At 74.9% G+C, this 21,443-nt stretch carries 17 protein-coding genes; all 17 read left to right on the top strand.

The window, feature by feature from the left end; all coding sequences use genetic code 11:
* The first annotated feature begins 73 nt into the window (after positions 1 to 73).
* Positions 74 to 1,846 carry a SpoIVB peptidase S55 domain-containing protein gene (locus QN157_00350; GenBank protein MDR7554035.1) on the top strand — a complete coding sequence of 591 codons (1,773 nt, stop codon included), beginning with the start codon at positions 74 to 76 and terminating at the stop codon, positions 1,844 to 1,846.
* Positions 1,847 to 1,956: 110 nt separating this feature from the next.
* A complete protein-coding gene (locus QN157_00345; GenBank protein ID MDR7554034.1) occupies positions 1,957 to 6,351 on the top strand; it encodes a translocation/assembly module TamB domain-containing protein in 4,395 nt (1,464 codons plus the stop codon).
* Positions 6,352 to 6,423: 72 nt separating this feature from the next.
* Entirely contained in the window at positions 6,424 to 7,068 is a 645-nt protein-coding gene (locus tag QN157_00340; protein ID MDR7554033.1) for a sigma-70 family RNA polymerase sigma factor, read from the top strand.
* Positions 7,069 to 7,102: 34 nt separating this feature from the next.
* Positions 7,103 to 7,825 carry a hypothetical protein gene (locus QN157_00335; GenBank protein MDR7554032.1) on the top strand — a complete coding sequence of 241 codons (723 nt, stop codon included), beginning with the start codon at positions 7,103 to 7,105 and terminating at the stop codon, positions 7,823 to 7,825.
* Between the two features lie 489 nt (positions 7,826 to 8,314).
* Positions 8,315 to 9,964 (top strand): BamA/TamA family outer membrane protein, encoded by a 1,650-nt coding sequence (locus tag QN157_00330; protein MDR7554031.1) that lies wholly within the window; start codon positions 8,315 to 8,317, stop codon positions 9,962 to 9,964.
* 29 nt (positions 9,965 to 9,993) lie between these two features.
* Complete coding sequence (locus QN157_00325) at positions 9,994 to 11,247, top strand: hypothetical protein (GenBank protein ID MDR7554030.1); 1,254 nt, start codon at positions 9,994 to 9,996, stop codon at positions 11,245 to 11,247.
* A gap of 94 nt (positions 11,248 to 11,341) precedes the next feature.
* The gene (locus QN157_00320; GenBank protein MDR7554029.1) at positions 11,342 to 11,791 is read left to right on the top strand and encodes an OmpH family outer membrane protein; all 450 of its coding nucleotides are present in this window, start codon (positions 11,342 to 11,344) and stop codon (positions 11,789 to 11,791) included.
* On the top strand, positions 11,791 to 12,924 hold the full coding sequence (locus QN157_00315) for a hypothetical protein (protein ID MDR7554028.1): 1,134 nt from the start codon (positions 11,791 to 11,793) through the stop codon (positions 12,922 to 12,924). Before QN157_00320 ends, QN157_00315 begins: the two co-directional genes overlap by 1 nt.
* Positions 12,921 to 13,379, top strand: coding sequence for an OmpH family outer membrane protein (locus QN157_00310; protein ID MDR7554027.1), 459 nt, complete (start codon positions 12,921 to 12,923; stop codon positions 13,377 to 13,379). Before QN157_00315 ends, QN157_00310 begins: the two co-directional genes overlap by 4 nt.
* Positions 13,380 to 13,391: 12 nt before the next feature.
* Positions 13,392 to 14,429: a UDP-3-O-(3-hydroxymyristoyl)glucosamine N-acyltransferase gene (lpxD, locus tag QN157_00305; protein ID MDR7554026.1), complete on the top strand. Its 1,038-nt coding sequence runs from the start codon at positions 13,392 to 13,394 to the stop codon at positions 14,427 to 14,429.
* Positions 14,426 to 16,222, top strand: a complete 1,797-nt coding sequence (locus QN157_00300; GenBank protein MDR7554025.1) for a hypothetical protein — start codon at positions 14,426 to 14,428, stop codon at positions 16,220 to 16,222. Before lpxD ends, QN157_00300 begins: the two co-directional genes overlap by 4 nt.
* Positions 16,219 to 17,076 carry a UDP-3-O-acyl-N-acetylglucosamine deacetylase gene (lpxC, locus tag QN157_00295; GenBank protein MDR7554024.1) on the top strand — a complete coding sequence of 286 codons (858 nt, stop codon included), beginning with the start codon at positions 16,219 to 16,221 and terminating at the stop codon, positions 17,074 to 17,076. The genes QN157_00300 and lpxC overlap by 4 nt, the downstream gene beginning before the upstream one ends.
* A 1-nt stretch (position 17,077) precedes the next feature.
* Positions 17,078 to 17,911: an acyl-ACP--UDP-N-acetylglucosamine O-acyltransferase gene (gene lpxA, locus QN157_00290; GenBank protein MDR7554023.1), complete on the top strand. Its 834-nt coding sequence runs from the start codon at positions 17,078 to 17,080 to the stop codon at positions 17,909 to 17,911.
* Positions 17,905 to 18,723, top strand: a complete 819-nt coding sequence (gene lpxI / locus QN157_00285; protein ID MDR7554022.1) for a UDP-2,3-diacylglucosamine diphosphatase LpxI — start codon at positions 17,905 to 17,907, stop codon at positions 18,721 to 18,723. The genes lpxA and lpxI overlap by 7 nt, the downstream gene beginning before the upstream one ends.
* 91 nt (positions 18,724 to 18,814) lie before the next feature.
* The gene (gene lpxB / locus QN157_00280) at positions 18,815 to 19,939 is read left to right on the top strand and encodes a lipid-A-disaccharide synthase (GenBank protein ID MDR7554021.1); all 1,125 of its coding nucleotides are present in this window, start codon (positions 18,815 to 18,817) and stop codon (positions 19,937 to 19,939) included.
* Positions 19,940 to 19,996: 57 nt separating this feature from the next.
* On the top strand, positions 19,997 to 20,590 hold the full coding sequence (lptC, locus tag QN157_00275; GenBank protein MDR7554020.1) for an LPS export ABC transporter periplasmic protein LptC: 594 nt from the start codon (positions 19,997 to 19,999) through the stop codon (positions 20,588 to 20,590).
* The gene (locus QN157_00270; protein MDR7554019.1) at positions 20,587 to 21,435 is read left to right on the top strand and encodes an LptA/OstA family protein; all 849 of its coding nucleotides are present in this window, start codon (positions 20,587 to 20,589) and stop codon (positions 21,433 to 21,435) included. The genes lptC and QN157_00270 overlap by 4 nt, the downstream gene beginning before the upstream one ends.
* The last annotated feature ends 8 nt before the right edge of the window (positions 21,436 to 21,443 follow it).

Here is a 21,443-nt window from a genome sequence, read left to right as displayed (position 1 = left end):
CAACGCGGGGCACAAAAGGATAAGGGGCGTAGCGAGACGTGGGGGACCGCGGCACGAGCGGGGAGAGAGGACCATGAGGCGGTGGACGATGCTCGCGCTGGCCGCGCTGTTGAGCACCGCGCTGACCGCGCCGGCCGCCCCGGCGCCGGCCCCCGACGGCTGGCTGCCGCTCGCGGCCATCCGGCCGGGCATGCGGGGTGTGGCGCGCACCGTCGTCCGCGGGGTCACGGTGGAGACCTTCGACGTGGAGGCGCTGGCGGTGGTGCCGGGTGCGGGACCCGCGGGTGACCTGATCCTGGTCCGGGCCTTTGGACCGCTGATCGCACGGACCGGCGGAATCGCCGCCGGCATGAGCGGCAGCCCGGTGTACTTCGGCGGCAGGCTGGCGGGCGCGGTCGGCTTCGGGTGGACGTTCGCCGACCACACGCTGGGCCTGGTCACGCCCATCGAGGCCATGCGGGGCGCGCTGCCCGCATCGTCGCGCGATCGGCGGACCTCCGCTGCGGCGTCGTCCGGCCCGTGGACGCTCCCGGTGCCGGTGTACCTCGGCGGCCGGCGCATCGCGCGGGTGGCGGTGGCTTCGTCCGCTGTAGTCCGCCGGGAACCTGCGGGGAGCGACCTGGCGGTGATGGTACCGCTCGCGCGGCCGCTGCTGGTCTCGGGCATGAGCACGCGCGCCGCAGCCCTGCTGGAGGAAGCCCTGGGGCCTGCAGGGGTCCAGCCGGTGCAGGGCGCTGCCGGCGGATCGACCGACGTCAGACCGGTGCTCGAGCCGGGCAGCGCGGTCGGCGTGCAGTTGATCCGCGGCGACCTCAACGTGGTCGCCATCGGCACCCTGACCTACCGCGACGACGACCGGATCCTGGCGTTCGGACACCCGGTCCTCAACCGCGGCGAGAGCGCCTACCTGCTGACGTCGGCCGTGATCCACGGCGTGGTGCAGAGCGCGTCGTTCCCCTTCAAGATCGGCTCGGCGGGCGCGCCGGTGGGCGTCGTCACGCAGGACCGGCGGGCCGGCGTCGGGGGCATCATCGGCCGGCTGCCGCCGGTGGTCGGCGTGCGGGTGTCGGTGCGAGACGGCGACCGCGGGCACCGGGCGACGCTGGGGACCCAGGTAGTGGCGGATCCGCAGCTGGGGCCGGTGCTCGTGCTGGTCTCGGCGCTCGACGTCGTCGACCGGGCGCTCGACCGCGTCGGAGAGGGGACGGCGCGCGTGCGGCTGACCCTGCGTGGCCGCGGGCTGGAGGCCCCTATCGTCCGGGAGAACGTCTTCTACCACCCGCGGGACATCGGGTCGGCCGCCATGCTGGAGTTGCCCGAGGCGCTGCGGCTGTTGTTCGCCAACGAGTTCGTGCGCACCGCCCCCGTGGACGTGACCGTGGAGGCCGAGGTCACGAAGGCCAGGCAGACCGCGGCCGTCGTCGAGGCCGACCTCAGCCGGCCGCGGCTGCGGCGCGGTGGCGCCGCCACCGTGCGCATCACGCTTCGACCGTTCCAGGGTGAGCCGGTGGTGCGCGAGGTGGACCTGGCGGTGCCCGAGCAGTTCCCAACCGGGCCGGCCACGGTGCTGGTCCGCGCCGGGGGACGTCCGGTCCCCGAGGGTGGGCTGCCCGCAGCGCTCTTGAGCGAGCCGGTCGAGATCGCGGGGACGTCGGCGGCAGAGCAGCTGGCCGCGTTCGCCGATCGCGACCGCAACACCGACGTCGTGGTGGAGCTGGTGCCCGGGCCGGCGCGGTTCCCCGACGGCACGGGCGGGGTGGCGTCGCGCACGGCGAAAGTGCGCGTGCCGACGCCCTGGGTCGTGCGCGGCCGCGTGCAGCTGGCGACCGCCGTGGACGGCCCGTAGCGGGCGTCTGCGCCCGTGGCGCGCCCCAGCACGACGGTCGCGGGCGGGATCTGGCAAGGGTACGGAGCACCCCAGACCCGGGAGGGCTGACAGGAGCAACGCGGTCCAGCATGCGACGGCCATCCTCGCCCTTCATCGCCGCAGCGCTCGTCGTGCTCCTGAGCGGGGCCGGCATGCTCGCGTGGACCGCGGCAGCGCTGCCGCAGCGCGCCCGCGAGGCGGCCGTCGTGGCCGCGTCGACGCTGATCGGCCAGCCGGTGCGCATCGGGCGGATCGGGGGCGATCCCTGGCGCGGCATCGTGCTGGAGGACGTGACGCTGGCAGGAGGGGCTCCTGCCGGCGACGCGCCGCTGCTCGTCGCACGGCGCGTGACGGTGCGACTCGACGTCGGCGTCCTGCTCCGCGCCCTCTGGCACCGCCGCAGCCCCGCGTCTGGCATCGTGGAGCTCCTGGTCGAGGAACCGGTCCTCGCGCTCGCGCGCGACGCTACCGGGCGCTGGAACCTGGACGGCCTGGGGCAGCTGGCCGGGCGGCCCGGTGACGGGCCGGCGTTTCGCGGGCGGCTCATCGTGCTGCACGGGACCGTGCGTCTCACCGACCGGTACCCGCTGCGGCCGCACGCCTTTGGGGCGCGCTTCGAGGACGTCAACGGCACGGTCGACGTCTCCGCGGGATCCCGGGTGCGTCTGCGCGTCTCGTTCGTCGAGGTGCGCGACGGGCGCCGGACGGCCGCGCGGCTGACGGGCGTCCACCTGCCCGCGAGCGGGCATCTGGACCTCGCCCTCGACGTGCACGGCGGCGACCTGGCGGCCTGGGGCGGCTACGTGCTCGGCACGCGCGCGCTCCGCATCACCGGCGGGACGTTCGACGCGGCCCTCCAGATCGTGCGGTCGCCGGCCGGCCGCGGACACGCGACGGACGTGTGGGGTCGCGTCACGGTGCGCGACGGCGCAGCCCGCATCCCCGCGAGGGGTGCGGTGGTGCACGGCGTCGCCGGCGTGCTCGCGGTGCAGAACCGGCGCGTGGCGTTCGACGACCTGCGGGGCACGCTGAACGGCACGCCGCTGTCGGCGCGTGGCGAGGTGAGCTTCACCGGCGAGCCGTACCTCGACCTGGCCGTGCGCTCCCCGCGTGCCGACCTCGAGACGGTGCGGCGGGTGGTCTTCGCGGGCGCCGGGGTGCAGGTGCGGGGGGTGGCGGCTGGCAGCGTCCGCATCGTGGGGCCGGCCAGCGCTTTGCGCCTGGCCGGTCGGGTCGACGCGGCGACAGGCGTGGTGGCCAAGCGGGCGTTCGCCCGGGCCTCGGGAACGTTCGAGACCTACGGATCCCTGGTGACGGTGCGCGAGGCGACAGCCGCCGTCGCCGGCGGCGCCGTGCGGGGCGAGGCATGGTGGCGGCTGGACGCCCCGCAGTTCCAGGTGGCGGCGCGCGTCGACGACGCCGATGCGGGCGCGCTGGGCCGCTGGGTGTCCCGACCTGTGCCGGTGACGCGCGGGCGCGTCAGCGGGTACGTCATCGCGCTGGGACGTCCTGGAGGGCTGGACGCGGCGGCGAGGGCGCGAGTGGACGCGGCGCGCCTGCAGGGCAGCGGGATCGACGCCGAGATCGACGCGCTGCGCGGCGTCGTCCGCTACCAGGGCGGCACCCTGTACATCGAGCATGCGGCCGCGCGCACCGGGCCCGCGTGGGCGCTCGGGCATGGCCTGCTGGGCCCCGACGGCAGGCTGGCGCTGCGGGCGGTGGCCGACGGGCTCGAGCTCGCGTCGCTGCCTGGTCTGCGCCTGCCCGCGGCCATCGCCGGCACCGCGGCGTTCACCGGCCGGGTGGACGGGACGCTGGCGGCCTGGGAGATCGCCGGCGACGCGCTGGTGCGCCGGGGGCGGGTGCTGGGGCTCGAGGTGGACGACGCCAGCGGGCGCGTACACGTGCGCCCCGGCCAGATCAGGCTGGAGCAGGTGGGCGCCCGCGCCGGCCGGGCACGGTACCAGATCGACGGCACCGTCACCTGGGCGTCTCCTGCGCGCCTCGACCTCACCATCGGGGCCGAGCGGGCGCCGGCCGACGTGCTCGCGCGGCTGTGGGGGGCACCGGTGGAGGTGCGTGGCAGCGTCGACGGTCGGGTGCGCCTTACCGGTGTTGCCGAGCGTCCTGCAGCAGTCGGCCGCCTCGTCCTGCGCGACGCCGTCGTGCACGGGCAGGCGGTGGACCGCGCGGAAGGCACATTCCGCTGGGACGGCACGCGCCTCGTGCTGGATCACGCATGGCTGAGCCGGCGCTCCTCTCGCCTGGAAGTCGCAGGGACCGTCGATCGGCGCACCGGGTTCGACCTGACCCTGTCGGCACGAGACCTCGCACTGCGCGACCTGGCCCTCCCGCGCCTGCCGGGCAGTTGGGTGGACGGCCACGTGAGCCTGACCGGCACCCTGCGCGGGCGTCCCGATGCCCCGGAGATGACCGTTGCAGTGCGGTCCGGCGATCTGTCGATCAACGGCATCCGCTTCGACGATGCGGAGGGCGAGGTAGGCTGGACCGGGCGCGCCCTGCGCCTGGCGCCCCTGCGCCTGCGCCGCGCTGCCGAGACCTACCGCCTGGACGGCGCGATCGCGTTCGGGCCGGCGCCCACGATCGGGTTGACGGCGGACGTGGCGCACGGCCGGCTCTCGACGTTGCTCGGACTGGGCAACGTGCGGTTCGGCGTGCCGGTCGATGCGACGATCACCGGAACGGCCGCGGTGCAGGGCGCGCTGGGGAACCCCGACGCGCGGTTCAACGTCACGATCGATGGGGGCCACATCGGGGACCACCGGCTCACTGACGGCTCGGTGGACCTGACGCTGCGCGACGGCGTGGTGACGATCGACCGCTTTCTGCTGCGGCCGGCCCAGGGGACCGTGGCAATGCAGGGACGGTTGCACCTGCGCGGCGCCAGCGCCCTGGAGGTGACCGGCGCCGGGCTGTCGCTCGACCTGCTGCGCCCCCTGCTCGGGTTGCGCCGCCCGCTGCGGGGTCGGTGGGACTTCACGGTGCAGCTCGACGGGCCGCTGGCGGCACCCGAGATCGGGTTCTCCCAGGAGATCACCGGCGGAGGCGTCGAGGGTGCGACCTTCGACCGGCTGGTCGCCAACGCCTACTACCGGGACGGACTGCTCCAGGTCCCGCAGGCGTTCCTCGTGCAGGACGGCCACCGGCTGCGGGCTGCGGGCGCGATCCCGTTCAACCCCGCACTGCTGCGGTTCGACGCACAGCGGCCCATGGAGTTTCGGTTCTGGCTGGCAGACGCCAACATGGGCCTGCTGCGGCTGCTCACCGACCGCGTGGAGGAAGCCACCGGAGCGGTCGAGGGCGAGGTGCGGGTCGGTGGGACCGTGGCTGCGCCGGAGGTCACCGGAGGGCTGCGCGTGCGTGACGGCCGGGTACGGGTGAGCGGCCTGCGCACGCCGATCGAGGCGATCCGCCTCGATGCGCGGTTCGACGGCACCACGATCCAGCTGGCCGAGGCATCGGCGCGCCTGGGCAGCGGTACCGCGGAGGTGCGGGGCGCGCTGCGTCTGGTACCGTCTGCAGGCGGAGGCCTGATCCTGGCGGTCGGCGAGGACGCGCCGCTGGTCGTGCAGGGCCGCGACCTGCGGCTCGCCGTCCCTCCGGTCGTCGACGCGCTGGCCACGGGCCAGCTGCGTCTGTGGGGCACACTTGGCGATCCGCGCCGCCCGCCGACCGCGAGCGGGCAGGTCACGCTCGCCAGCGGCACGGTGGCGGTGGCGGCAGGACCGCCCGGCGCGCCGGCGGCCGCGCCCCTGGTGTTTCGGGCGGTGCGGCTCGAGGTCGGCCGCGACCTGGCCGTACAGGCCGGGGGGTTGCGGTTCGATCTGCAGCCCGGTGGTGCCGTGCTGCTTGGCGGCACCCTGCGCGCTCCTACCCTCGACGGCACGATCGGCGCCCGGGAGGGCAAGCTGGTCGCCCTGGGCACGACGTTCGACCTGATCGAGGCCACGGCGGTGTTCCAGCCGCACCTGGGCCTTCTGCCGCACGTGACGGCCACGGCCGAGACGCAGATCGGCGCGACCCACGTGACGCTGGCGGTGCGCGGTGTGCCGCCAGAGGGGCTGACGCTGGATCTGCGCTCCGATCCGGAGATGTCCCGGCAGGAGATCGTGGCCCTGCTGGGACGCCAGGCCGGCATGGCGCGCCTGCTGGAAGGCGATCTGGAGGGCGCGCTGCGGGCGGCCATCAGCCGCCGTCTGTTCGGCGGTGCCACCGGCCCGGTGGGCCGCGCGCTGGGCTTGAGCGAGCTGTCGCTGGAGTACGACTTCCAGGGCCCGCTGGCCCTGCGGGCCGGCAAGCTGCTGGCGGGCCGATGGTACGTGACCCTGGAAGCGACGTTTGCGGAGCAGACGCGCTACCTCTGGGGGCTGGAGTACCGGTTCGCGCCCGGATGGCGGGTGACCACGCGGCTCGGCTCCGACGGGAGCCGCGAAGCGCTGCTGTGGTACACTGTGCGGTTCTGACGGTCCGACCAGGAGTTCGCAGCAGCGGACCGAAACCTCTTCCGACCGGCAGGATGGCCGGACGGTGCACGCATGCTGGCCGACTACCTGCACGAGCTGCAACACGTGGCGTTGCTGGCGCCGGCCGAGGAGGCCGCCCTATGGCATGCCTATCGTCGCCGGGGCGAGCGCGCCGCGCGCCAGCGCCTCATCGAGGCCTACCAACCCCTGGTCTTCAAGATCGTCATGCGCCTGCGGCCGCCCGAGCCCCTGGTGATGGACCTGATCCAGGAAGGGCTGGTGGGACTGATCGAGGCGGTGGAGCGCTTCGACCCGGAGCGGGGCGTGCGGTTCCCCACGTTCGCCGCGTACCGGATCCGGGGACGCGCGTTGAACGCGCTGGACCGCGCGCGGCCGGTCCTCTCCCTCGACCAGCTCGCAGGGGAGGACGTGGCAGCGCTGTGGCGCCTGGTCGATCCGGCCGCCACGTCGGCGCTGGAGGACGTCGAGGATCGCGCGCTGGCGCAGGCGGCGGCGCGGGTGCTGGCCCAGTTGCCACCGCGTGAGCGGCTCGTGCTGGCCGCCGTGGTCGGTGCTGGGGAACCGCGGCAGCTCGCCCGCGACCTGGACATCAGCCTGTCGCACTTCTACCGGTTGCAGAAGCAGGCGGTCGGGCGGCTGCGCGCCCTGCTGGGCCTGCACGGCGTGCACCGGCAGCAGCGCGTCCCCGGATACTAGAAAGGGAAGACGGGTGCGTCCCGGGGGGATGGGCATGGACGATCGACGCGCCGCACAGGCCGTGCGCATCGCGTCCGCCGCCGACTGGCTGGCGCGCGCGCGCCAGGGGGTGGAGCAGGGCGATCCGCGACGAGGGCTGCTGGCGCTGCTGCTCGCGGAAGCGGAGGTCCGCCGCGCCACCGAGGTGGGGCTCGCCGAGGTGCTGCCGCGCCGGCAGGCGGGAGACGGCGGGCTGCTGCTGGCGGCGAGCGTGGGCGCGGTGCTGGCTGCGGGAGCCGCGGTGCTGCTGGGTGGGCTGGCCGCGACGGCCCGCCCGCGTGCCGAGGTGCCGCTCCCGGCGCTCAGGCTGCCGCGGCCGGCGCAGACGACGCTGCACCTCGTGGACGTTGTGCAGCCGGCCGATCGGGTGGTCGAGCGTACCGTGGTGCGGGTCGTCCGCGTGCCCGCGCCGGCTGCGCCGGCGCTGCAGGAGGCCACGCCCGCACGGCGGGAAGTTACGACCGCCGCAGCGCCGGGCCTGGCGGCCGCGCGCGAGGAACACCACGCTCAGCGCACGCCACTGCCGGCGTCCGCAGCGCCGGTGGCGCCGGCGGCACCGGCAGGACCTTCGGCGCTCGTCCCGGCAGCAGCTCCTGCGGCGACGTCGGCATCGGCCCCGACGGCCCCTGCGGCGCCTCCGCCGATGCTGAGCCAGGCCGACTTGATCGACCTGGTGCTGGCGGCAGAGCGGTCGCTGCGCCGGACGGTCGATCAGTAACCCACGCTCCAGATCCGCTTGCGGGCGGTGAGTCGAGGGTGGTACGCTGGGCCGGTGCGCGCCCGCCGCGGCGCCACGCGCGCAGCGTGACGCGGTGAATCCCCGGGACATGCGGGCGGGTGCACACGCGCTCCGTCGTCGAGGAGGTTTGGATTGCCCAGCCGCCGTCCACGTCGCATCGCCGTTCTGCAGACCACTGGACTGATCCTGGGCTGTCTGGCGCTCGTGGCGCTCTCGGGTCCACTCGCCGCGCAACAGCCGCCCGCGCCAGGCCCGGTGCCCTCGCCGGGCTCGACACCGACGCCCGGGCCGAGCCCTGCGCCTGCGCCATCGCCCCCGGCCGTGCCGACGCCGTCTCCGGCGCCGCGTCCCACCCCGACACCGGGCACCACACCGGCACCCGGCGTCACGCCCGCACCGGGTCCTGCACCGGCACCCAGCCCCACGCCAGTGCCGAGTCCGACGCCGCAGCCACGCATCGTCGAGGTGGTGGTGCGGGGGCTGGAGCACGTGCCCCTGTCCGTGGTGATGGACTCGATCGGCGTCCGCGTGGGCGAGCTGCTCTCCGACGAGCGCCTGCGCGCCGACGTGGCGGCGCTGGTCGCCACGGGGTGGTTTGCGGACGCCAACGTGCGGGTGGAGCCCGCGGCAGACGGCGTGCGCGTGGCGTTCCTGGTGGTGGAGAACCCGGTCGTCGAGAGCGTCACCATCGAGGGCCACACCGTGGTGCCCACGCCCGAGCTGCTCCGGGCGCTCGACGTGCCCACCGGCCAGGTCCTGAACATCGTCCGGCTGCGCGACGGCGCGCGCCGCATCGAGCGGCTCTACGAGGAACGGGGATACGTCCTGGCCCGCGTGGCCGACATCGACGTGGCGGGCAACGGGGCAGGGCGGCTGCGCCTGCGCATCGCCGAAGGCAAGGTCGAGGCGATCGAGTACAAGGGGCTGGTCAAGACGCAGCGCTTCGTCGTCGAGCGCGGGGCGCTGGTCCGGCCCGGCGTGGTGTTCAACGTCAACGACCTGAACAAGGACCTGCAGCGGCTGTTCAACCTCGAGCTGTTCGAGAGCGTGCAGGCGCGGCCGCGGCCGGGCAGCACGCCTGACGCGGTGGTCGTCGAGATCGAGGTCAAGGAGCAGCGCACGCAGCAGGCCCGGTTCGGCGTCGGCTACAGCGACCGCACGGGCATCGTGGGGCTCGTGGAGTACTCCGAGAAGAACTGGAAAGGGCGCAACCAGTCGGTGACGCTGCGCCTGGAGCGCGGGCTGGGCGAGCGGAACGTCCCGTTGACCAGTCCCGCCGGCACCAACTTCGCCCTGATCTTCCGCGAACCGCACCTGGACGCCCGGCCCACCTCCATGGAAGTCGCCCTCTACCAGGCATCGACCATCGAGCTCGAGTACAGCGGCACGAGCATCTTCTCGCGCTTCCAGCTGGATCGCCTGGGCAGCAGCCTCACCTTCACCCGCCCCGTGGACCCGCAGACGCTGCTGACGCTGCGGCTGCGGTCGGAGAAGGTGGACATCACCCCCCTGCCCAAGCAGGCCACTGACACCTGTCCGCCCGATCCGTGCACGCCGCCCTCGCTGCTGACGCCGGGCCGGACGATCGCGCTGGCGCTGTCGGGTGCGCGCGACCGCCGTGACAACCGGTTGAATCCCACGCGGGGCGATCGCCTGGCGTTGACGCTGGAGCTGGGGATTCCCGCGCTGGGCGGCGACTTCGGGTTCGGCAAGTACACCGCCGAGTACACGCGGTACTTCCGCCTGGGGCCCGGCGTGCTGGTGGGCCGCGCGCTGGGCGGGTGGAGCCACGGGACGCTGCCCCTCCAGGAGCAGTTCCTGCTGGGAGGGCCGTCGACGTTGCGCGCGTTCGGCTACGGGCAGTTCCGGGGCGATAGCCAGGCGCTGGTGAACCTCGAGTACCGTCTGCCCCTGGGCACCTTCCTGCGGCAACTGCGGGAGTTCACCGGCGCGCTCTACGTCGACGCCGGCGCCGCGCCGGCGGCGGCGGGCGCGGGCGGCGTGGGCTACGGTGCGGCCGTGATGGTCAACACGGCGGTCGGACCGATCCGCATCGACTACGCGGTGAATACGCAGGGAGGGCGGCAGACCTGGCTGACGATCGGGGCGCCATTCTGAGACGCGCGCGCCTGCGCCGCGCGGGTGCGGTGCTGCTGACCGCCGCGACCCTTGGCCTCGCTGCCCCGGCGGCGTGGGCCCAGCCTGTCCAGCAGGTCGAGGTGCGCGTGGTGGTGGCCGGGGGCGATCCCGCGCCTATGGTCGGCCGCCGCCTCCACGAGGTGGCGCGCACCGCGGCCGAGCGGCTGCTGCTTGGCCGTGACAGTGCCCTGGTGGCGGCGCAGCAGGAGACCTTCGCAGGCGTGTTGCGCGAGGTCATCGACCGGGTCGTCACCGGGTACCGGGTCCGCGCGGTGAGCCTGCAGCCCGGTGGCACCACGGCGGTGCTCGTGGGCCTCGAGCCCCAGGCGCCGCTGCTCGGCGCCCTGCCGGTGCAGGTGATGTACGCGGGCGTCCACGCCGAGGTGCAGCCGCTGGTGGACCGTGCGCTGGCCCCGGCGCTGCCGGAGGCGGCCGCGGTCACCGCGCGCCTGCCCCAGGCGGCCCTGGAGTGGGCGGCGCCGCTGGTCGCGCAGGAGGTCGCGGCCGTCGTCGAGCGCACCCTCCCGGGGTTCACCGCGGCCGGCCGCGTCGAGGGCGCCCCGCCCCGGCTGGTGCTCACCGTGACCGTGCGCGATGCGCGCGTCGTGCGCGACATCGGGGTGCGCTTCCGGTCGTCCTCGATCCCCTACTGGCTGTTGCACCAGCACACGCCGCAGGTGATCTCGATGGCCGAGCCGTTGCGCGGCCTGCCCGTGGCGTTCGCCAGCACCCATCGGAGCGACCTGGAGCGCCTGCTGGCGGCCCGTCTCGCCGCCTACCGGCCGGCGACGGACTACGGCATCGTGGCGCGGCCGCAGGTGCAGGTCGGAGACGTGACGCGCATCACCGTGATCGCCGACTCGACGCTGTACCGCGGGCGACTGGAGGCCAGGCTCAACCTGGGCACGCACGCGCCGGTGCCCGACGTGCGCGCCCAGCTGGGACGGGCGTTCGGCGGTCTGGAGCCGTTCGTCGACCTGACGCTGATCCCCTCCAACCTGGCGTGGCGCTGGGCCGTGGGCGTGCGCCTTGCCCTGGGCAGCAGCGTCACCGTCGGCGTGCGCACGCGGCTGGACGGCGAGGACACCGAGACGTTCCTGCAGTACCGGTTCTCGCCGGATCTCGAGGTCCGGGCAGGGCACTTCGCGCGCGCGAGCCTGGTGGAGACGACGCTGTCCTACCGGCTCACCGAGTTCGTCTCGTGGGAAGCCGTCGCCACCTCCCGGGGCGACGTATGGGTGCGACTGGTCACGAACCTGTAGCCCGGGAGATCGGGTCGCATGGCGCCCGAGGGCGATCCCGGGTACGGTACAATGAGCGTGCGGTGCGACCGCACCGGCGGAAGGAGGGCGAGTCATGCGAATCGACGCGCGGAAGGTGGCGGTGGCGGCCGGCGTGGCGGTCATCGCCATCGTCGCCGTGGGCCTGGTGCTCCAGCGCACGCCCGCGCTGGGCCAGGCGTTCACCGTCGGGTACGTCGACATGCAGCGGGCGCTGGACAACCATCCGCGCAAGGCCAGCTCCGAGCGTGCGCTGCAGGAGTTCTTCGCGGCGAAGCAACGGGAGTTTCAGGAGCGCAGCAAGGGCATGACGGCGTTCCAGCGCCAGGAGCTCGACCGCCAGCTGCAGCAGCAGATCCTCGAGAAGCGGAACGAGCTGCTGGGGGGGTTGGACCGTGAGCTGCGGGCCGCGGTGGAGGTCGTCGCCAAGCAGGCCGGGGTGACCGTCGTGCTGGACCGCTCGGTCGTGCTCTACGGCGGCACCGACCTCACCGACGCGGTCATCAAACAGATCAGGGGGAGGTAATGGCGCGCCGCGCGGTGCTCGTCGCGGCCGGGCTCGCGGCGCTGGCGGTTGCTGGCTGCCAGCGTCCCGGCGCACGTGCACCGGTCCCCCAGCCGCCGTCGCCCGTGGTCGAGCGGCCCGTGCCGGCGGCGCCGGTGGTCGGGGTCGTCGACCTCCACGCCGCGCTGCGTGCGCACCGCCGCTGGCCGCAGCTGGAGGCCCTGGTGAAGAAGATCGAGGCCCTCCAGATCCGTCTGGCCACGCCGCCGCCACCGCCCCCGGTGCCGTTGCGCGACGTGCGCCCCGAGCTGCAGGCCGAGGCGGACCGCCTGGCCGCCGGCTACCGTGCGGAGTTGCAGGCCATGGAAGAGCAGGCCCGCCAGCGCCTCGAGGCGTTCGCGGCCGAGGTGAAGGCCGCGCAGGAAGCGAAGCTGGCGGAGCAGCACCGGCGCATCAACGACGAGCTGCGGAAGGCGGTGGAGGCCAAACGCGACGAGATGCAGCGGGAGCTCGAGCGGTTCGAGGTCCAGACCATGGCCGAGTACCGCATCCCCCTGCTCAACCTGCGGCTCAAGGCGGACGTGGTGGGCCTCACCAACGAGGAAGAGGCCAAGCGGATCGCCGCCGAGGCCGATCGCCTGACCAAGGAGCGGGACGAGAAGATCCGCGCCCGCGCCCGGGCTCTGGAGCAGCAGCTGGAGGAGTTCCAGAAGGCCAAGACCGCCGAAGCCGAGGCGCGGTTTCAAGCGCTGGTGGCCGCAGCGGAGGAGGAGGGCCGTCGGCAGATCGAGGCGCGGCAGGCCGAACTGCGGGCCGCGCTGGAGGAGGCGGTCAGGGAGCGCGACCGGCTGCTCCGGCAGGCGGTGGAAGAGCGACGCCGCCTGCTGGTCGGCGGCAACGAGGCTCAGCTCCGGGCAGCCCAGGAGCAGTACGCAAAGCAGCTGCGTGCCGAGGGCGCGCGGCTGCAGGCGGAGCTCGAGGCCGTGCACCAGGAGCGGCTCCGCCTGGAAGGCACCATGCTGGCCGAGATCCAGATCGAAGTGGCCACCGTGGCGCAGGAGCAGAAGGTCGACGTGGTGCTCACGCGCGCGGTAGCCAACGTGCGTGCGGTCGACCTCACCCAGGCGGTGGTCGCCCGGCTGCGCCGCCCATGAGCGGCAGGGGGCGTGACCGCATGCGGGCCCGGGGCGTGCTGGCGCGCGGCGGGGTGCTGGCCGCAGGCCTGGTGGTGGCGGTGCTGGTCGCGGGGTGCACGGCCGGCCGCGTGGGCCTCGTGGAGACCCGGCGGCTGCTGGCGGAGAGCGCGCTCGCGCTGCGCTACCAGCGGGAACTGGACGAGCGGGAGCGCGCCATGACCACCGACCTGCAGCTGCTGGCGCGGCAGCTGCCGCGGGAGGACCTCGAGGCCCGGCGGGCGCAGTACATCAGGGAGCTGCAGGCGTTGCGGGCCCAACTCGAGGAGGACCTCAACCGGGCGATCCGCGACGTCATCCAGCAGATCGTCCGCGAGAAGCGGCTGCGCGGGGTGATCGTGAAAGGCCCGGTCATCTACAGCCAGCCCGGGGCCACGGTCGACATCACCCAGGAGGTCATCGACCGGCTCAAGTAGCCGGGGCCGTCCATGAAGCTCGCTGACCTCGCCCGCCTGGCGCGCGCGGAGCTGTCCGGCCCGGGCGACGTCGAGATCGACGCCGTCACCGAGCTGGCCCACGCGCATCCCGCGGCGCTGGTGTACGTTGCCGACCTCCGCCGGCTGCCCGACGCCGAGGCGTCGGCGGCGGGCGCGCTGCTCGTCGCCGCCGACGCGCCGCCGGTGCGCAAGCCGGCCCTGCGCGCCGCCAACATCCGCGCGGCGTTCGCCCGGGTGCTGGCGGCGTTCGCGCCGGTACCGGCGGTGGGTCGGGGCGTGCACCCCACCGCGGTGATCGCCCCCGACGTCCGCCTGGGCGCGGATGTCACGGTGGGTCCCTTCGTGGCCATCGAGCCGGGCGTCCGGATCGGTCCGCGCACGGTGCTGCATGCAGGAGTGGTGGTGGGGGCGCAGGCGGAGATCGGCGCCGACTGCGTGCTCTACCCCGGCGTGGTGCTCTACCCGCGTGCTGTGCTGGGCGACCGGGTGGTCGTGCACGCGGGTGCCGTGCTGGGGGCCGACGGCTTCGGGTACGCCGCCGCCGAGGAGGGGGCCCTCAAGATCCCCCACCTCGGGCGCGTGGTCGTCGAAGACGACGTGGAGATCGGCGCGAACACCTGCGTCGACCGCGCCACGCTCGGCGAGACCCGGATCGGCCGCGGCACCAAGATCGACAACCTCGTGCAGATCGGGCACAACGTCACCATCGGCCCGGGGTGCCTCATCGTGGCGCAGGTCGGGATCTCGGGCAGCGTCACCATCGGTGCCGGTGCGGTGCTGGCCGGGCAGGTCGGCGTCAGCGACCACGTCACGATCGGTGCTGCCGCCCGCGTTGGGGGGAAGGCGGGCGTGACGCGGGACGTGCCGTCGGGTGCCACGGTGTCCGGGTATCCGGCCCGCGACCACCGCGAGGAGCTGCGCCTGCAGGCTGCGCTGCGCCGCCTGCCCGAGCTGCTGGAGCGGGTGGCGGCCTTGGAAGCCAAACTGGCGGCAGCGGACGCCGCCGGCCGCGGGCCGCAGGCGCCATGAGGCGGTGGCACCCGTGGATGGTAGCCGGTGCGCTGGTGCTCGCCACGGGTTGTCCCGCGCAGGCCGTCGATCACACGTCGTGGTTGCCGGGCGAGGTCGTCGCCTGGCGTGCCTCGACGGACGGGCGGGCGGCCGAGCTGCGCGTGCGGGAGCTCGCCGTGGCGCGTCTGGACGGGCCAGGGGCATGGGCGCGCGTCAGCGCGGCGGTGCGGACTCTGCGCCGACCGCTACCACCGCCCGCGGCCGTGAGGGTGCGGGCGCGTCGCGGGTCGGCGGCGCTCCTCGTCGATGGCCAGGTCGTGCTGATCGCCAGCGCGCGCGACGCGCAGCGGGCCGGGACCGACCCGGCGACGCTGGCTGCGCTGTGGGCGGCGCGGCTGCGGGAGGCCCTGGCGATTCCCCCGCTGACGGTGACCCCCACGAGCGTCGTGCTCTCGCCGGACGGTACGGCCACCCTCCGTGTCCAGACCGTCGTCCCCGGCCCGCTCTCGGCGACGCCGGCGAACCGGCGTGTCGTCAGCGTCGAGGCGACACGCGAGGCCGTCACGCTGCGCGGCCACGCCCTGGGCGCCACCACGGTGCGGGTGCGGCTGGGGCCCTACCAGACCAGCGTGCCGGTCTCGGTGCGGCCGCCGGCCGGCCGCATTCCGCCCGAGGCCGAGGTGGTCGTGACCGGAACACCCGCCCCCGCGGCGATCGTCCATGAGGCCGTGCGGCGCTGGCTGGAGGCCGCGGTGGTGCGTACCGCCGGTGCCGTGGTGCGCTGGTCCACGATTCCGGTGGACACGCCGCTGGAGGTCGGCGCCGCCGTCACGGTGCACGTGCCGGTCAGCGTGCGCAGCCCCTATGCGGGCCCGGTGGATCGGCGCGTGGCCATCACCGTGCGCAACGCGCCCCTGCCGCTGCGCGACCCCGACGTCCTGTTGGTCAGCAACCGCCCCGAGACGATCGACGGCAACGGCCTGCTCTTCGAGGAGACGCTGCAGCCCCGCCGGGGCGCGCGCCTGCTCTACCACCACATGAACGGGACGGAGCGCGCCCGCATCCTCAGCATCACCCTGAGCAACGCCGGCCCGGGATGGGCCCGCGTCCACTACCTCAGCGGGCACGCCGGTCCGGCACCCGACCCCCTGCAGGTCGGGGCGATGGCTACCGGCCGGTTCCTGACCGCGCTGGGCAGCGGGCAGGGGTACCTGGTCGAGGTGCCGGCGCAGCAGGCCACCACCTTCACCGCCTACACGCTGCCGCCGCGGGCCCTGGTGTCGGGCATCATGCAGTTCCAGGTGGTCGACGGTGGACCGGTGGGCCTGCGGGTGGCGGTGCGGCTCCCCTGGCTGTTGGACCGCACGGTCACCACCGACCTGGGGCCGTATGCGTTCCCGCATCCACGCGGCACGTTTCCTGGCACCGTGGTCGACGTCGCACGGGAGGTACGCGCCGACCGCCCGGCCGACGTCGCCGAGCTGGGGATCATGGCCGACCTCAAGGACGTGCGCACGGGCGAGGCGCTGGTCGGCGACTACGGCGTCCTCTACCGCATCCGGCTGCGCCTCCACAACCCCACCGCGGCCGAGGTGCCCGTGGCCCTCGTGGCGAATGCCGCGGGAGGCCCGGCGCGGGGGCTGTTCGTGATCGACGGGACCATGACCGACGCCGGTCTGCTCGCGCCCGGCGTCGACCGCGCGGTGGCGACGTTCGTCGTGCCCGCGGGTGAGACGCGCGACCTGACCGTGGTGACCATGCCGGTGGCGGGATCGTTCTACCCGGTGCGGCTGTCGGTGCGGCCCCGATGATCGGCGCGGGTGTGCAACGGACCATCGCGCGGCCCGTGACGGTGGCGGGCACCGGGCTGCACACCGGGGCGTCCGTCACCGCCCGCCTGCTGCCCGCGCCCGCCAACCACGGGGTGACCTTCCGGAGAGCCGACGTGCCCGGCGCGCCGGTGATCCCCGCGCGCCTGGGCGAGGTCGTGGCCACCGATCGCGGCGTCGTGCTGGGTCGCCAGACGCCGGTGGCCACGGTCGAGCATCTGCTCTCGGCCGCGTGTGGGCTTGGCATCGACAACCTGGCGGTGGAAGTGGAAGGCGAGGAACTGCCCTGCGGCGATGGCAGCGCGCAGATCTTCGTGGAGGCCCTGGCGCGCGCCGGGGCCGTCGAGCAGGCCGCCGGGCGGGCGCCCATCGAGCTCACCGCGCCGGTCTGGGTCGGTGGCGGGCCGAGCGTCATCGTCGCGCTGCCGGCGCCGCGGCTGCAGGTCACCTACGTGGCGACCGCCAACGGGGTCGCGCTGGCACCGCAGATGGCGGAGTTCGACGCCGACCGCGACGACTACGCGACCACCATCGCGCCGGCACGCACCTGGGGCCTGCTGGCCGAGGCCGAGCAGCTCCGCGCCCGGGGGCTGGCGCGGGGCGCCTCGCTGGCCACGGCGCTGGTGATCGGGGTCGAGGGGTTCATCAACGAGCCGCGGTTCCCCAACGAGATGGCCCGCCACAAGATCCTCGACGCGCTGGGCGATCTCTCGCTGCTGGGGCGGCCGCTGCGGGCGCAGATCCTGGCGGTGCGTGCCGGGCACAGCCTGCACATCGCCCTGGCGCGGGCCATCGCGCACCAGCTGGGGGCCGGCGACGGCAGGGACGGCGCCTGACGTGGTGCAGCCCGACCGCGCGGCCCGCGGCCCCCGGATTCATCCCACGGCCGTCGTGCACCCGCACGCCCGGCTCGACGACGGCGTCGAGGTCGGGCCGTATGCGGTGATCGGTGCCGACGTCACGGTGGGCGCGGGCACCGTGATCGGGCCCCACGTCGTCATCCACGACGGCGTGACCATCGGCCGCAACAACGTCTTCGCCGCGCACGTGGTGATCGGGGGGCGGCCCCAGGACCGCGCGTGGCGCGGGGAGCGCACCAGGGTGGTGATCGGCGACGACAACGTCTTCAGTGAGTTCGCCAGCGTCGACCGCGCCACGGGCGAGGGCCACGAGACGCGGATCGGCAACGGCACCTACGTGATGTCGGGCGTGAAGATCAGCCACAACTGCGCGGTCGGCGACGGCGTGGTGATCGTGAGCGGGACGCAGCTGGGCGGGTGGGTGTGCGTCGACCGCGACGCCTACATCGGCGGCATGTCCGGCGTGCACCAGTTCGTGCACCTGGGCCGGCTGGCGATGGTGGCGGGGATGACGGCCGTACGCCAGGACGTGCCCCCCTACGTCATGGTGGCGGGGCTGCGCACGCGAGCGGTCGGCCTCAACGTGGTGGGCCTCCAGCGCCACGGCATCCCGCCCGCGGACCGCATGGCGCTGCGGCGGGCGTTTCGCGTCTTCTTCCAGTCGGGGCTGTCGATGGACGACGCCCTGGCAGCCCTGGAGTCTGAGGCCGCGGCGAGCCAGCCGGTCCGGCACTTCGTGGAGTTCATCCGCGCCGCCAGGGCGCGCAAGCGGGGGATCGTGCGGTGGCACCCGGGCGAGACGGCATGGTAGGCCTGCTGGCCGGCGCGGGCGCGCTGCCCGAGGTGATCGCGGCGGCGGTGAAGGCGCGCGGGCTGCGGCTGGTCTGCGTGCAGGTGGGCGAGCCGTCGGCGACGCTGCCCGCCCTGGCCGACCACTACCGGCGGTGCACGCCCGGCGCGCTGCGCGAGGTGCTGGAGACGCTGCGGGCGCACGACGTGCGCGAGGTGCTGGTGGCCGGGCGGTTCGCGCGCGCCAACCTGCTGGTGCAGGGCGACGAGCTGCACGACGCGGTGATGCGCGGGCATGCCGACCGCCGGGACGTCCCGATGCTCGAGCGGCTGGCCGCGCTGCTGGCGGAGCTGGGGATGGCGCTGGTGGAGCAGACGCGCTTCGTCGGCGACCTGCTGGCGCCGCCGGGGCTGTTGACGGCGCGCCCCCCGACGCCCGAGGAGCTGGCCGACCTGACCTTTGGCCGTGCGGTGGCCCGTCGCCTGGCCGACCTCGACGTGGGGCAGACGGTGGTGGTGCGGCGCGGCGTCATCCTCGCCGTCGAAGCCGCCGAGGGCACCGACGCGACGGTGCGGCGCGGGGGCGCCATGGCCCGTGAGGCCGTGGTGGTGAAGGCGAGCCGCAACCACCAGGATCCCCGCTTCGACATCCCGGCCGTGGGGCCGGGTACCATCGCCGCCATGCGTGAGGTCGGCGCGCGGGTGCTGGGCATCGACGCGCGACGCACGCTCCTGCTGGAACGGGAGCGCATGCTGGCGGACGCGGAGGCCGCGGGCATCACCGTAGTGGCCGCCGACGTGCCCCCGCTGGGCACGCCGGTGCATGACGGGTAGCCGATCCGGCGCGGGTCCGGGCGCGTCGTCCGGACCGCCAACGGGTCAGTCGAGACAGCGCGCGCAGGGGGAGGCCTGGGGCCCGCGGATCGTGCTCGTCGCCGGCGAGGTCTCCGGCGACGTCCAGGGCGCGGCCCTGGCGCGGGCGTTGCGCGCCCGCGAGCCGGCCGTGCGGCTGGAGGGCGTGGGCGGGCACCGTATGGCTGCCGCCGGTGTGCGCCTCGTGGCCGACAGCAGCGCCTGGGGACGGATCGGCTGGCTGGAGGTGGCCCGCGACCTGCCGGCGTTCGCGCGTCGGCTGGGTGACCTGACGGCGTGGCTGCGCGCAGCGCCGCCCGACGTGCTCGTCCCCATCGACTTCCCCGGGTTCAACCTGGCGTTGCTGGCCCGCGTGCGCGGCCTGTGCCCGGTCGTCTACTACCTCCCGCCCATGGTGGCGATCCGCCGCGGCCGACGCGCGGCGCGCGTCGCGCGGCTGGGAGCACGGCTGCTGGCCGTGTTCCCGTTCGAGGCCGAGGCCTACCGCCGCGCGGGCGCCGACGTCGCCTTCATCGGTCATCCGGCGGTCGATCAGCTGCAGGACGACGAGCCCGCCGGCGCCGTGCGGCGCCGCCTGGGTCTGCCGCCGGGGGTGCCCGTCCTGGGGCTGTTGCCGGGGAGTCGCCAGCAGGAACTCGCCCGGCTGCTGCGCCCCATGGTCGAGGCCGCGGTCCGCCTGCGCACCGGGCATCCCGACCTGGCGGTGGCGGTGGCGTGCGCCGCACCGCTGTTTTCGGGCGAGATCGACGCTGCGCTGCGCGCGGCCGGACTCCCGGCCGTGGTGACCGACGGCGCCGGGGACGTGTTTGCCACGAGCTGCCTGGTGCTCACCGCGTCGGGCACGGCCACGGTGGAGGCGATGCTGCGGGGCGTGCCCATGGTGGTGGCGTACCGGGCCTCGTGGTCGACCCGGTGGCTCGCCCCCCTCGTCTGGAACGTCCGCTGGCTGGCCATGCCCAACATCCTGGCAGGAGCCGAAGTGGTGCCGGAACTGCTGCAGCGCGCGGTGACGCCCCAGCGTCTGGCCGCTGCCGCCCACACGCTGCTTGCCGACACGGCGGCGCGGGAGCGCATGCGGCGCCGGTTGCTCGACCTGGCCAGCACGCTGGGGCCGCCGGGGGCAGTGGGCCGGGCGGCAGACGAGGTCCTGGCCGCTGCCCGCGGGACGGCGCGGTGAACCTTGCGGGGGGATTCGTCCGTCCAGTACCATGAGGCGGGCGTCGAAGGAGCGCGCATGGGAACGCGAAGGGCGGCGCGGCGGCTGGTCGCGCCCGCGACGGTGGCGGTAGTCGTAGCCGCACTGCTCCACGGACCGGGTGTTCCTGCGCGCACGCCGGTCAGCGCGTTCGCGGCGCAGGACGCGCCTGGGGCCCGACCGGCGCAGCACGCCGTTCCCCCGCTGGAGGTGCGGCAGACCGCCATCACCTCGGTCGACGCCCAGGGCCGCCGCCAGTGGGAGCTGCAGGCGCAGACCGTGGTCGTGGACAACGCGGCCGGGGTGGCGGTGCTGACCGCAGTGCGCGGCACCTACTACAAGACGGGCGAGCCCGCCATCTCGTTCTCCGCCCCGCGGGGACGCTTCGACCTCGCCTCCCGCGAGGTGGTCCTCTCGGGTGGCGTGCGCGCGCAGTCCACCACCGGGCGGCGCGTCTTCGCCGAGACGGTGCGGTGGTTTCCCAGGACCCACGAGCTGGAGGCCATCGGGCGAGTCGTCCTGGAGCAGGGGACGTGGAGGATCCAGGCCGACTACCTGCGGGCCGACGTGACGTTGCAGCGGACCACCCTGCGCGGCAACATCCGGGCCACGGTCACGGAGGAGGCCCGATGAAGGCCGAGGCGACGAAGCCGCGGCCGTTGGCCCGCAGAGCACCTGTGCGCGCGGTGGCGTTGAGTGCGTTGGTCCTGGCCCTCGCCGCGGCCGCAGGTGCGGCGGTTCCAGCAGCCCCCGGCCCGCTGGAGCTGCGGGGCGCCACGCGCGTCGAGGTGGACGACGCCCGCGGGCTCTGGACGGTTTTGGGCGCGCCGGTGGAGCTGGTGCGGGGCCAGTTGCGGCTGCGCGCGCCGCGGCTGCGCTACGACGTCCGCGCCGGCGTGGTGGACGCCGAGGGCGGTGTCGACGCGGCGGCTCCGGGCGTGGAGGCGCACGCCGAGCGCGCCGCGCTGCGGCTGGACGACGAGTGGTTGCGGGCCGACGGCGACGTGCGGCTGACGGCGACGCAGGGCGCGGTGCCGGTCCGTATGCGGGCCCCGCAGGTCGAAGGGTCCCTGCGCACCCGGCGGTTCGTGGCCACGGGCGGGGTGACGGTGGTCCGCGGCGAGGCGACGCTGCAGGGACACCGGGTCGACTACGACGACGGCACGCGCAGGGCCGTGGTGACGGGGGACCCCGCGCTGCGCGTGCGCGAGGCGCTGCTGACGGCCCAGACGCTGGTGCTCCTGGTCGACGAGGACCGTGTCACGGGCGAGGGCGGGGTGCGGGTCCGCCGCGGGGACCTCGTGGCCACGGCAGCCCGGGCAGACCTGCGGCTGCGGGACGGGGTGGCCACGCTGGCGGGGAACGCGCGGGCGCAGCGGGGCGCCGACGTCATCACCGCCGCAGAGCTCGTGGTGGCGCTCGACGGGTCGTCGGTCGTCGCCCGGGGCGCACCGCGCCTTACCATCACGCCGCCGTGAGCCGGCCA

The sequence above is a fragment of the Armatimonadota bacterium genome (assembly GCA_031459855.1).
GTDB lineage: Bacteria > Sysuimicrobiota > Sysuimicrobiia > Sysuimicrobiales > Humicultoraceae > Fervidifonticultor > Fervidifonticultor primus.
This window is presented reverse-complemented; position numbering and strand designations above follow the sequence as displayed.

What these genes read in the sequence shown, in the direction of transcription:
- QN157_00350 (MDR7554035.1), top strand. Translation starts at nt 74, where the DNA reads ATGAGGCGGTGGACGATGCTCGCGCTGGCCGCGCTGTTGAGCACCGCG.
- QN157_00345 (MDR7554034.1), top strand. Translation starts at nt 1,957, where the DNA reads ATGCGACGGCCATCCTCGCCCTTCATCGCCGCAGCGCTCGTCGTGCTC.
- QN157_00340 (MDR7554033.1), top strand. Translation starts at nt 6,424, where the DNA reads ATGCTGGCCGACTACCTGCACGAGCTGCAACACGTGGCGTTGCTGGCG.
- QN157_00335 (MDR7554032.1), top strand. Translation starts at nt 7,103, where the DNA reads ATGGACGATCGACGCGCCGCACAGGCCGTGCGCATCGCGTCCGCCGCC.
- QN157_00320 (MDR7554029.1), top strand. Translation starts at nt 11,342, where the DNA reads ATGCGAATCGACGCGCGGAAGGTGGCGGTGGCGGCCGGCGTGGCGGTC.
- QN157_00315 (MDR7554028.1), top strand. Translation starts at nt 11,791, where the DNA reads ATGGCGCGCCGCGCGGTGCTCGTCGCGGCCGGGCTCGCGGCGCTGGCG.
- QN157_00310 (MDR7554027.1), top strand. Translation starts at nt 12,921, where the DNA reads ATGAGCGGCAGGGGGCGTGACCGCATGCGGGCCCGGGGCGTGCTGGCG.
- lpxD (MDR7554026.1), top strand. Translation starts at nt 13,392, where the DNA reads ATGAAGCTCGCTGACCTCGCCCGCCTGGCGCGCGCGGAGCTGTCCGGC.
- QN157_00300 (MDR7554025.1), top strand. Translation starts at nt 14,426, where the DNA reads ATGAGGCGGTGGCACCCGTGGATGGTAGCCGGTGCGCTGGTGCTCGCC.
- lpxC (MDR7554024.1), top strand. Translation starts at nt 16,219, where the DNA reads ATGATCGGCGCGGGTGTGCAACGGACCATCGCGCGGCCCGTGACGGTG.
- lpxI (MDR7554022.1), top strand. Translation starts at nt 17,905, where the DNA reads ATGGTAGGCCTGCTGGCCGGCGCGGGCGCGCTGCCCGAGGTGATCGCG.
- lptC (MDR7554020.1), top strand. Translation starts at nt 19,997, where the DNA reads ATGGGAACGCGAAGGGCGGCGCGGCGGCTGGTCGCGCCCGCGACGGTG.
- QN157_00270 (MDR7554019.1), top strand. Translation starts at nt 20,587, where the DNA reads ATGAAGGCCGAGGCGACGAAGCCGCGGCCGTTGGCCCGCAGAGCACCT.